General features: G+C 55.5%; 9 protein-coding genes and 1 rRNA gene (1 of these 10 cut by a window edge). 2 read left to right on the top strand and 8 right to left on the bottom strand.

Annotation, left to right across the window (positions count from 1 at the left end):
* Positions 1–430, bottom strand: a 16S ribosomal RNA gene (locus SK50_RS24075) (it extends 1,756 nt beyond the left edge of the window).
* Between the two features lie 455 nt (positions 431–885).
* On the opposite strand from SK50_RS24075, the gene SK50_RS01680 reads away from it, so the two are divergent.
* A complete protein-coding gene (locus tag SK50_RS01680; protein WP_003862405.1) occupies positions 886–1,593 on the top strand; it encodes a FadR/GntR family transcriptional regulator in 708 nt (235 codons plus the stop codon).
* Positions 1,590–3,023, top strand: a complete 1,434-nt coding sequence (mdtD, locus tag SK50_RS01675) for a multidrug transporter subunit MdtD (RefSeq protein ID WP_045343946.1) — start codon at positions 1,590–1,592, stop codon at positions 3,021–3,023. Before SK50_RS01680 ends, mdtD begins: the two co-directional genes overlap by 4 nt.
* Here the strand turns inward: mdtD and rbsR are convergent.
* The 7 genes from rbsR to kup form a co-directional block, all read right to left on the bottom strand.
* On the bottom strand, positions 2,989–3,981 hold the full coding sequence (rbsR, locus tag SK50_RS01670) for a ribose operon transcriptional repressor RbsR (RefSeq protein WP_017694038.1): 993 nt from the start codon (positions 3,979–3,981) through the stop codon (positions 2,989–2,991). The genes mdtD and rbsR overlap by 35 nt on opposite strands.
* Positions 3,982–3,984: 3 nt before the next feature.
* Positions 3,985–4,914 carry a ribokinase gene (gene rbsK, locus SK50_RS01665; protein ID WP_045343944.1) on the bottom strand — a complete coding sequence of 310 codons (930 nt, stop codon included), beginning with the start codon at positions 4,912–4,914 and terminating at the stop codon, positions 3,985–3,987.
* 108 nt (positions 4,915–5,022) lie between these two features.
* Positions 5,023–5,913 carry a ribose ABC transporter substrate-binding protein RbsB gene (gene rbsB / locus SK50_RS01660; protein ID WP_003862397.1) on the bottom strand — a complete coding sequence of 297 codons (891 nt, stop codon included), beginning with the start codon at positions 5,911–5,913 and terminating at the stop codon, positions 5,023–5,025.
* Between the two features lie 27 nt (positions 5,914–5,940).
* Complete coding sequence (gene rbsC, locus SK50_RS01655; protein WP_003862395.1) at positions 5,941–6,906, bottom strand: ribose ABC transporter permease; 966 nt, start codon at positions 6,904–6,906, stop codon at positions 5,941–5,943.
* 4 nt (positions 6,907–6,910) lie between these two features.
* Positions 6,911–8,416 carry a ribose ABC transporter ATP-binding protein RbsA gene (gene rbsA / locus SK50_RS01650; protein ID WP_015570154.1) on the bottom strand — a complete coding sequence of 502 codons (1,506 nt, stop codon included), beginning with the start codon at positions 8,414–8,416 and terminating at the stop codon, positions 6,911–6,913.
* Between the two features lie 7 nt (positions 8,417–8,423).
* Positions 8,424–8,843 (bottom strand): D-ribose pyranase, encoded by a 420-nt coding sequence (gene rbsD / locus SK50_RS01645; protein WP_048229039.1) that lies wholly within the window; start codon positions 8,841–8,843, stop codon positions 8,424–8,426.
* Between the two features lie 214 nt (positions 8,844–9,057).
* Positions 9,058–10,926: a low affinity potassium transporter Kup gene (gene kup, locus SK50_RS01640; protein ID WP_048229032.1), complete on the bottom strand. Its 1,869-nt coding sequence runs from the start codon at positions 10,924–10,926 to the stop codon at positions 9,058–9,060.
* Positions 10,927–11,018 lie beyond the last annotated feature (92 nt).

Below are 11,018 nucleotides of genomic sequence, written 5' to 3'. Positions count from 1 at the left end.
TACAACCCGAAGGCCTTCTTCATACACGCGGCATGGCTGCATCAGGCTTGCGCCCATTGTGCAATATTCCCCACTGCTGCCTCCCGTAGGAGTCTGGACCGTGTCTCAGTTCCAGTGTGGCTGGTCATCCTCTCAGACCAGCTAGGGATCGTCGCCTAGGTGAGCCGTTACCCCACCTACTAGCTAATCCCATCTGGGCACATCCGATGGCAAGAGGCCCGAAGGTCCCCCTCTTTGGTCTTGCGACGTTATGCGGTATTAGCTACCGTTTCCAGTAGTTATCCCCCTCCATCAGGCAGTTTCCCAGACATTACTCACCCGTCCGCCACTCGTCAGCGAAGCAGCAAGCTGCTTCCTGTTACCGTTCGACTTGCATGTGTTAGGCCTGCCGCCAGCGTTCAATCTGAGCCATGATCAAACTCTTCAATTTAAAAGTTTGATGCTCAATGAATTAAACTTCGTAATGAATTACGTGTTCACTCGTTGAGACTTGGTATTCATTTAGTGTCCGAGGACATTAAGAATCCATGTCACTTTGAGTGCCCACACAGATTGTCTGATAAATTGTTAAAGAGCAGTGCCGCTTCGTTTTCGCTGCGGCGCGGGGTGTGCATATTACGCTTTCCCGCTTCAGAGTCAAGCGTTTGTTTTGCTTTTCTCTGCTGACCCGGCGGCTTGCGTGCCGTTGTTCCGTGTCAGTGGAGGCGCATTATAGGGAGTTCTTCTGAAGTGACAAGAGGAAATTTAAAAAAAGTTTCTGACCGTGTTTTTTTTCACCAAAAGCGATGAGTTCAAGCTACAAATTGTTCTATTTGATGTATCTGCAACCACAATCACACCTGAGATGGCATAATTAACCGCATCAATATTTAAGGAATAAAAGCGATGCCATTAAGCGCACAACAGCTGGCAGCTCAAAAAAACCTGTCCTATGTGCTGGCAGAGAAACTGGCGCAGCTGATCTTAGCGGGTAAATATGCTCCAGGTAGCATCCTGCCCAGCGAGATGGAGCTGGGAGATCAGTTTGGCGTTAGCCGTACCGCCGTTCGCGAAGCGGTAAAAACATTAACGGCGAAAGGGATGGTGCTTCCACGCCCGCGCATTGGCACCCGCGTTATGCCTCAGGGAAACTGGAACTTTCTCGATCAGGAGTTACTCACCTGGTGGATGACCGAAGATAACTTTAATCAGGTCGTCGATCACTTTCTGGTCATGCGCAGCAGTCTTGAGCCTCAGGCCTGCCTGCTTGCCGCCACGCTCGGCACAGCCGAGCAAAAAGCGCAGCTCAATACTTTGATGGAAGAGATGGTGGATCTGAAAAAGCACTTTAACCGCGAGCGCTGGATAGCGGTCGATATGGCCTGGCATGAACATATCTATAATATGAGCGGAAATCCTTTCCTGACCTCCTTTGCTTCTTTATTCCATTCTGTGTACCACACTTACTTTACCTCTATCACGCAGGATGAGGTGGTGAAGCTGGATCTGCATCAGGCGATAGTCGATGCCATTCAGGAGAGCGACGGGCAGCGAGCCCTGAGTGCGTGCCAGGCGTTGCTGGCCGCGCCAACCCACCAGCAGGTAAATAAATGAAAGAGAAAAAAGCACGCAGTATGGCCGGACTGCCGTGGATTGCAGCCATGGCGTTCTTTATGCAGGCACTGGATGCCACTATCCTCAATACCGCCCTTCCCGCCATAGCCCAAAGCCTTAACCGCTCCCCGCTGGCGATGCAATCCGCCATCATCAGCTACACCCTGACAGTGGCGATGCTTATTCCGGTCAGCGGCTGGCTGGCCGATCGTTTTGGCACACGCAAAGTGTTCATGCTGGCGGTGACGCTGTTCACGCTCGGTTCTCTGGCTTGCGCCCTCTCCACCTCTCTGACGGAACTGGTTATCTTCCGCGTTCTACAGGGGATAGGCGGCGCGATGATGATGCCCGTCGCGCGTCTGGCGTTATTACGCGCCTATCCGCGCAGCGAACTGCTCCCGGTGCTCAACTTTGTGACTATGCCGGGCCTGGTCGGCCCGATACTTGGCCCGGTTCTCGGCGGCGTACTGGTGACCTGGGCTAGCTGGCACTGGATCTTCCTGATTAATATTCCGATTGGTGTGGCAGGGCTGATTTATGCCCGCAAATATATGCCGAACTTCACCACGCCAAGACGCAGCTTCGATATGGGTGGTTTCTTCCTGTTTGGCCTGAGCCTGGTCCTGTTCTCCAGCGGGATGGAGCTGTTTGGCGAGAAAATCGTAGCGACGTGGCTGGCGATGGCCGTCATCCTCAGCGGTATTCTGCTGTTCCTTCTATATATACGTCATGCGCGTCGCCATCCGACACCGCTTATCTCTTTATCTCTGTTTAACACCCGAACGTTCTCCGTCGGGATCGCGGGCAATATTGCCTCGCGTCTGGGCACGGGCTGCGTACCGTTCCTGATGCCGCTGATGCTCCAGGTCGGTTTCGGCTATCCGGCCCTGATTGCTGGCTGCATGATGGCGCCCACGGCGATGGGCTCGATTCTGGCAAAATCGACGGTCACGCAGGTGCTGCGCTGGTTTGGCTATCGTAAGACGCTGGTTGGCGTGACGATCTTTATCGGATTGATGATTGCGCAGTTCTCCCTGCAATCTGCGGCGTTACCAATCTGGATGCTGATCCTGCCGCTGTTTGTGCTGGGTATGGCCATGTCGACGCAGTTTACGTCGATGAACACCATCACCCTTGCGGACCTCACCGACGAGAATGCCAGCAGCGGCAACAGCGTACTGGCGGTCACTCAACAGCTGTCGATCAGCCTCGGGGTTGCCGTGAGCGCGGCGGTACTGCGGTTTTATGAAGGGTTCGAGGGAACTAATACCGTTGAGCAGTTCCACTATACCTTTATCACTATGGGCGCGCTTACCGTGGTATCGGCGGTGGTCTTTATGTTGTTAAAACCAAAAGACGGCCGGAACCTGATTAAAGAGCGTCACAAAGAGAAGGCTAAACCGAACCGCGTTCCATCAGAACAGGAGTAAGCTGCAAACGTTGCTGTTGTAGCGTGGGCTGGGCCATGCGGTGGATCAACACATCGATGGCCAGCTCGCCCAGTTCATCTTTCGGCTGATGGATGGTGGTCAGCGGCGGCGTCATGTAGCGCGCCAGTTCGATATCATCGTAACCGACGATCGCCATGTCGTCCGGAACACGTAATCCCGCCTGATACAGCGCCTGATAAGCTCCGAATGCCATCGCATCGTTACCGATAAACACCGCCTGCGGGCGCAGCTCTTGCGCCAGCAGTTTCTGCATTGCTTCAAATCCACCGTTAAATTCGAAATCGCCGGTGATGCGATAGCCATCAGGAATGGCAAGCCCCGCCCGTTCCATGGCCGAAAGATAGCCTTCCAGACGCAGGCGCGCCGGGGTTTTATCCAGCGGGCCGGTAATACAGGCAATGCGGGTATGACCTTTATCGATCAGATGCTGAGTCGCCATATCGCCGCCCAGCAGCGAGTTATCCTGGATCAGATCGCTGGTGCCGTCGAACGGCGCCCAGTCCATCATCACCGTGGGAATAGAAGGATAACGCTGGATGATCTCTTTCGAGGGTTGATGCGTTTCGGTACAGAGCAGCAGCAGCCCGTCGACGCGTTTTTGCATCAGCGTTTCCAGGTTACGGTTCATGCGCTGCTCATCGCCTTCGGTATTGCACAGCACCAGGCTGTAGCCGCGCTCGAAGCAGCTGCGCTCCACGCCGCGCACCAGTTCAGAATAAAAAGGGTTGGTACTGGCCGTGATCAGCATGCCGATGGTGCGCGTCTGGTTGAGCTTCAGGCTGCGGGCCAGCGCAGACGGCGCATAGTTGAGTTCTTTAATTGCAGCGTCAACTTTCTCCCGAATCGCCTCGCTGACGAAGCGATCGTTATTGATTACGTGGGAGACAGTCGAGGTAGAAACGCCCGCCATACGGGCGACATCTTTCATTGTGGCCAAGCGTTACCCCTGCTGACTTAAGAATTCATCAATCTCTTTACGCCATGGAACAGAAGGCTGAGCGCCTTTACGCGTCACCGCAATCGCAGCGGCGGCATGCGCGAAGCGGATCGCGTCATCCATTGCTTTTCCTTCCAGCAGCGCCGTTACCAGTGCACCGTTGAAGGTGTCTCCTGCGGCGATGGTATCAATGGCTTTGACCTTAAAGCCCGGTACGCGACGGCCTTCGCCATTGACGCTAGCCCACACCCCACGGCTGCCGAGGGTGATGATTACGGTGCCGATGCCTTTTTCATGCAGTGCAAGCGCGGCACGCGCGGCATCGTCATCATTTTCGACACGGATACCCGTCAGCTTTTCCGCTTCGGTTTCGTTCGGGGTGATGATATCCACCAGCGCCAGCAGCTCGTCTGATAATACACGGGCAGGCGCAGGGTTAAGTAGGACAGACGTATGATTTTCATGCGCAATTTTCGCGGCGGCCAGCACGCTTTCAACCGGTGACTCCAGCTGCATCAGCAGGGCTTCCGCTCCGGCGATGATTCCACGCTGCGCTTCGACGCGTTCAGTCGTTAACGCGGCATTAGCCCCCGCATGAATACCGATGACATTCTCACCTTCCGCATTGACGAAAATCAGCGCCACGCCGGTAGATTCCCCTGCAACCACGCTGACGGGTGCAATGTCGATGTTGTCGCTTGCCAGCTGTTTGCGTACGCGCTCGCCGGTATCGTCATCACCCGTACAGGCGATAAACGCGATATTCGCCCCGCTGCGTCCGGCGGCAACCGCCTGGTTTGCGCCCTTACCGCCGAACGCCACCTGATACTGATTGCCAGTGACGGTTTCGCCCGGAGTGGGGAACGTTTCAAGGTTAAGAATGTGATCGGCATTGATACTGCCAAGGACGACGAGGTTGCCTGCGGTTTTCATGTATTGAGGTGTCCATCTGAGAGCGCCACCGGTATTACCCGGTGGCGTATGCCACACTTTTCTTTTATTTGGTGTCCCTCAGGCAGCCAGCGACTGCCTGAATCGCCTTTACTGCTTAATGACCAGTTTCAGGTCAACAGGATATTTGGCCTGAACTTTTTCGCCCTTCAGCACTTTATCGGCAGTTTGCACGCCAGTCGCGCCAATTTGCTCAGGCAGCTGAGCGATGGTCGCAGCCAGTTTGCCATCATTTACTGCTTTTTCACCATCCGGCGTGCCGTCAAATCCGACAACCATCACATCTGATTTACCCGCAGTCTGGAGCGCACGCAGCGCACCGAGCGCCATTTCGTCGTTCTGTGCGAATACCGCCTGCACATCAGGATGCGCGGTCAGCAGGTTCTGCATGACGTTCAGGCCCTTTGTACGGTCGAAGTCTGCCGGCTGGCTCGCCAGCACGTTGAATTTGTGCGCCGCTACAGCCTGCTGGAAACCTTCACCACGTTCACGGGCCGCGGAAGTCCCGGCGATCCCCTGCAACTCGATCACTTTCGCGCCTTCACCTGCTTTCTTCGCGATGTAGTCGCCAGCGATTTTACCGCCCAGTACGTTATCAGACGCAATGTGGCTGACCACATCCCCTTTCGTTGCCTGACGGTCAAGGGTGATGACCGGGATCTTCGCCTGGTTTGCCATCTTCACGGCGTTACCGACCGCGTCGGAATCGGTTGGGTTGATCAGCAGGATTTTGGTACCACGAACGGTTAAGTCCTGAACGTTAGCCAGCTCTTTCGCCGGGTTGTTCTGAGAATCCAGCACCACCAGGTTGTAGCCCAGTTTATCTGCTTCTTTCTGCGCGCCATCCTTCAGGGAGACGAAGAACGGGTTGTTCAGGGTAGAGACAACCAGCGCGATGGTGTCCTTCGCCATGGCGTTAGCACTTACGGTTGCGCTCAGCGCGACAGCAGAAACCAGGGTAGCCAGTTTTTTCATGTTCATATCTAAGATGTCCTGTAGTGTCGTCAGTTACTGTTTTTTGTTGTCTACCAGTACCGCCAGCAAAATCACCACTGCCTTAACGATCATCTGGTAATAGGAGGAAACACCTAACAAATTCAAACCATTATTCAGGAAACCGAGGATCAGTGCGCCGATCAATGTCCCAACAATGCGACCTTTACCACCCGCAAGGCTCGTACCGCCCAGAACCACTGCCGCGATGGCATCCAGCTCATAGCCCGTACCCGCCGTTGGCTGCGCGGAAGAGAGGCGCGCCACTTCGATGATGCCCGCCAGAGACGCCAGCAGGCCGCACAGGGAGTAAACGATAATTTTGACTTTATTAACGCTGATACCGGACAGGCGCGTTGCCGCTTCGTTACCGCCCAGCGCATAGATATAACGACCCAGACGGGTATGGTGCAGCATGTACCATGCCGCCAGGAAGACGATAGCCATGATCCAGACCGGGGTCGGGACACCCAGCGGGCGACCGATACCGAACCAGCCAAACAGATCGGCGTTATCGGTAAAACCGGTATTAATCGGGCTGCCGTTGGTGTACACCATGGTCACACCGCGCAGCAGCAGCATCATCACCAGCGTGGCGATGAACGCCTGAACGCGACCTTTCGCCACAATCACGCCGGTTACGGCGCCAATTGCCGCACCTGCCGCCAGGGCAGCGGCAACGGCCACCAGCGCGTTGACCTCAATACCAACAATCGACGCGGCGATCGCGCCGGTGAGGGCCAGCAGGGAACCGACGGACAGATCGATACCCGAGGTCAAAATCACCAGCGTCATCCCCACCGCCATAATGGCGTTGACGGAGGTCTGCTGAAGAATGTTGAACAGGTTATTGACGGTAAAAAAGTTCGGGCTCATGGTCGAGACAATCGCGATCAGCACCAGCAGGGCAATCAGCGATTTTTGTTCCATCAGCCATGCCTTTGTGAAATAGCGGCGACCAGAAACAGCCTGGGTAGTCATCTTCTTACTCCTGATTCACGCGATTAAGCTTGCCCACAGCGGCAGCCATCAGAACTTCCTGGGTGGCCTGCTCGCGAGTGAATTCACCGCCGAGATGCCCTTCATGCATGACGATAATGCGATCGCTCATGCCTAATACCTCTGGCATCTCGGAAGAGACCAGAATGATGCTCAGACCGTCGGCCTTGAACTGGTTAATCAGCTGATATATCTCTTTCTTCGCGCCCACGTCCACGCCGCGGGTAGGTTCATCAAGGATCAACACTTTTGGGCGCGTCATCAGCCCGCGGGCAATCGCCACTTTCTGCTGATTCCCGCCGGACAACAGGCCAATCGCCTGCTCCATCGATGGGGTTTTAACGTTAAAGAGACGGATAAAATCGCTGACCGCCTGCTGCTCATCTTTGTGTTTCAGGCTGCCGCCGCTGCGGCTGAAATAGCCTAGCGCCGTCAGGGACATGTTCTCTTTCACCGACATGCCCAGCACTAAGCCGTCGCGCTTACGGTCTTCGGAAATATAGACAATGCCGTTCGCCAGGCCATCCTGCGGCGAGCGGGTGACCACCTCATGGCCGTCGAGGGTAACGTAGCCGCTGGTGCGCGGCAGTGCGCCATAGAGCACTTTCATCAGTTCGGTGCGCCCCGCGCCCATCAGGCCCGCGACGCCAAGGATCTCGCCCTTGCGCAGGGTAAAGGAGACGTCATTCACGCCCGGCCCGCAGAGATTATCCACCTTCAGGCGGATTTCTCCCGGCGCTTTCTCCAGATGCGGATACTGATCTTCGAGCTTACGTCCCACCATCATTTCAATCAGGGTATCTTCGGTCAGGGTTGCCACTTCGCGCTCGGCAATAAACTGCCCGTCGCGAAAGACGGTGACGTCGTCGCAGATCTCGAAGATCTCTTTCATGCGGTGTGAGATATAGACAATGCCGCGGCCCTGGGATTTCAGCTCACGGATCACGCGGAACAGGGATTCGGTTTCGGTATCGGTCAGGGCGTCGGTCGGTTCATCCATAATGATGACCTTCGACTCGAAGCTCAGCACCTTCGCGATTTCCACCATCTGCTGATCGCCGATGGAAAGGTCGCCCACCAGTCGGTCGCTCTTAAAGCGCAGATTCAGCTTCGCCAGCAGTTTGTCCGCTTCGGCATACATGGTTTTCCAGTCGATTTTGCCAAACCGGTTCACGAATTCACGGCCGAGGAAGATGTTCTCCGCAATGGTGAGCTGCGGGATCAGGTTCAACTCCTGGTGGATGATGCCGATGCCCGCTTCCTGAGAGGATTTCGGGCCGTTAAAGGTGGTCTCTTTACCCAGCCACAGCAGCGAACCGGCATCGCGTTGGTAGATACCGGTCAGCACTTTCATCATGGTGGATTTGCCGGCGCCGTTTTCGCCCACCAGCGCCATGACGCGCCCGGAATAGACGTTCAGCGCCGCGCCGGAGAGGGCTTTTACGCCCGGGAACGACTTATCGATCCCTTTGAGTTGCAGTAATGCGTCCATGATGGCCTCAGAAGGTGACGCCAGCACAGAGAATGATATTCGCATACGGGGAGCACTCCCCGCTGCGAATCACCGCCTGACTGTCTGCGGTTTGTTGTTTGAACTGCTCGTGCGTTGTGTAAAGAATTTCTATGGTGTTTCCCTGGTGCTGTTGCAGTTGCTCAATGTGGCTGAGCAACGTTTCGTGGAGTTGCGGATTATGTTGTTTGATTTCCGCCGCGAGAATGGCCGCCTCAACCTGCATCTCCGCGGTGACCACTTCCAGTACCTGCATGAACGAGGGTACGCCCTGCGTTAACGCCATATCGATACGGGTTGTGCTGCGCGGAACCGGTAAGCCTGCATCGCAAACCACCAGCGTATCGGTATGCCCAAGACGGGAAATCACCGATGAGATTTCTGAGTTGAGTACTGTGCCTTTCTTCATTTTTTGCTCCACTAGCGAAACGTTTCGCTAAAAACAGTGTAGCCGCAGAAGTGTTCAGAAAACCATCATGACGTAACGGATTTGTGATCAACGTCGAAACGTTTCGCTAAGTGAAATGCAATAGAGGAAAATTGCCCGGCGGCGCTACGCTTGCACGGGCCTACGGGTCTGGTAGGCCGGGTAAGCGCAGCGCCACCCGGCATATTCAGAAGGGTTAAATCTCGACCTGCGTCCCCAGCTCAATCACGCGGTTAGGCGGGATCTCAAACTGGTCAGGCGCACGCAGGGCGTTACGTTGCAGAATGAGATACAGCTTGCCGCGCAGGCGCAGATACCATGGGCGCTTGCCGATGATCAGCGACTCCTGGGACATAAAGAACGACGTCTCCATCATGCGGCAACTCAGGCCTTCCAGACCGCAGCGGTGGAACACCTCTTCCACGTTCGGCGTTTCGCGCCAGCCGTAGCTTGCCACCACGCGCCAGAAGGTTGGCGACAGCTGTTCAATCTGTACGCGACGCACGTTGTGAACGTACGGCGCATCTTCGGTACGCAGCGTCAGCAGGATCACGCGCTCGTGCAGCACTTTGTTGTGCTTGAGGTTATGCATCAGCGCAAACGGGATCACGTTCAGCGCGCGAGACATATACACCGCCGTGCCCGGCACGCGCACCGGTGGGGACTTCTCCAGCGAGGCGATCATCGCCTCAAGAGAGTTACCGTGCTCGTGCATACGACGCAGCAGGCGGAAACGTTCGCTCTTCCACGTCGTCATCACAATAAACATCACCAGACCCAGCGTCAGCGGCAGCCAGCCGCCGGAGACAATCTTGTCGAGGTTCGCAGAGAACAGCGGCACGTCGATGCAGAGGAAGCCAACCAGGATCAGCCCCACGAGGAACTTATTCCAGTGCCAGTTACGGTACGCCACGGTGGTGGAGAGAATAGAGGTCAACACCATCGTTCCGGTTACCGCGATACCGTACGCCGCCGCCAGATTACTGGAGTGCTCAAAGCTGACGATAACAATCACCACCGCGAAATAGAGCAGCCAGTTGACGAACGGAATGTAGATCTGGCCAGACTCCATCTCCGAGGTATGGATAATGCGCATTGGGGAGAGATAACCCAAACGCACGGCCTGACGCGTCAGGGAGAATACGCCGGAAATGACAGCCTGAGAGGCAATGACCGTCGCCAGCGTCGCCAGGATCAGCATCGGAACCAGCGCCCAGTCCGGCGCCAGCAGGAAGAACGGGTTTTTAATCGCTTCAGGGTGTGCAAGCAGCAGAGCGCCCTGACCGAAGTAATTCAGCACCAGTGAAGGCAAGACCACGCTAAACCAGGCGACGCGAATAGGGAGTTTCCCGAAGTGGCCCATATCCGCATACAGCGCTTCAACACCGGTAATGGACAGCACCACCGCGCCCAGCGCCACAAACGACACCACTTTATATTCAAGGAAGAAATGCACCGCCCACATTGGGTTCAGCGCGTGCAGGACATCCGGGTTGGCGATAATACTGCGTAAGCCCAGCGCCGCCAGGATCAGGAACCAGGCCAGCATAATAGGCGCGAACAGCTTACCCACCAGCCCGGTACCGTGTTTTTGTATGGCAAACAGCAACGTCAGCACGATAATAGCGAGTGGCACCACCCACGTATCAAGCTGTGGCGCGACAATCTCCAGCCCCTCTATGGCCGACATTACAGAAATCGCCGGCGTAATCACGACTTCTCCATAGAAGAAGCTGCCGCCAATCAGGCCGATGATGACCAGCACGGAGGTCATTCTTGCGGACGTATTGCGCCCGGCAAGGGACATCAGGGTCAGAATACCGCCCTCGCCCGCGTTATCAGCCCGCATTACGAAAGAGAGATACTTAAGGGAGACCACCAGGATCAGCAGCCAGAAGATGAGCGAGAGGAAACCAAATACGGCGTCACGCTCTACACCAAAACCAAACTGACCGGACAGACATTCACGAAGCGTATAAAGCGGGCTGGTGCCGATATCACCGTAGACAACCCCGATCGCCGCAAGCGTTACAGCGGGTAATGATTGCTTATTATCAGTGCTCATAGACTAGTCTTTTCGTTTGAATAACAAATGTGTGCTTAGTCCCTTGGCCCACAAAAAGCGCACAGTATGCACGATTCAATGCAAAATCGTAC

The organism is Enterobacter sp. BWH64, from assembly GCF_001037645.1.
Classification (GTDB): domain Bacteria; phylum Pseudomonadota; class Gammaproteobacteria; order Enterobacterales; family Enterobacteriaceae; genus Enterobacter; species Enterobacter hormaechei_C.
This window is presented reverse-complemented; position numbering and strand designations above follow the sequence as displayed.